We start from the raw sequence: 293 nt of genomic DNA on the forward strand, positions 1-293 counted from the left end.
GTTTCTTTCTCTACTTGACCAAACCATTAATCTTGATGAAATTGTTCCTGTTTCTTTTGTTACTCATTTTCACGCTTCTACAGGAAGACCTCGTAAGCATCCACTTTATCCTATGATTAAGGCTCTCCTTATTCAGCGCATTTTCTCAATCCCGACAGATACTCTTCTGATTATATTTTTAAAATATTCTCAGGAACTACGGGATTTCTGTGGCTTCCGTGTTGTTCCTGATGCCTCAAAATTTACCCGCTTTAAACAGGACTTTCTTATGGACTTACAATCGATGTTCGATC

Annotated in this window: 1 protein-coding gene; it reads left to right on the forward strand. The window is 37.9% G+C overall.

From position 1 onward, the window contains the following. Positions 1-293, forward strand: a 293-nt coding sequence (locus tag NE619_RS18200) for a transposase (protein WP_256133885.1), incomplete at both ends; no start/stop codon positions are given.

Source organism: Anaerovorax odorimutans, assembly GCF_024459955.1.
GTDB lineage: Bacteria > Bacillota > Clostridia > Peptostreptococcales > Anaerovoracaceae > Hominibacterium > Hominibacterium odorimutans_A.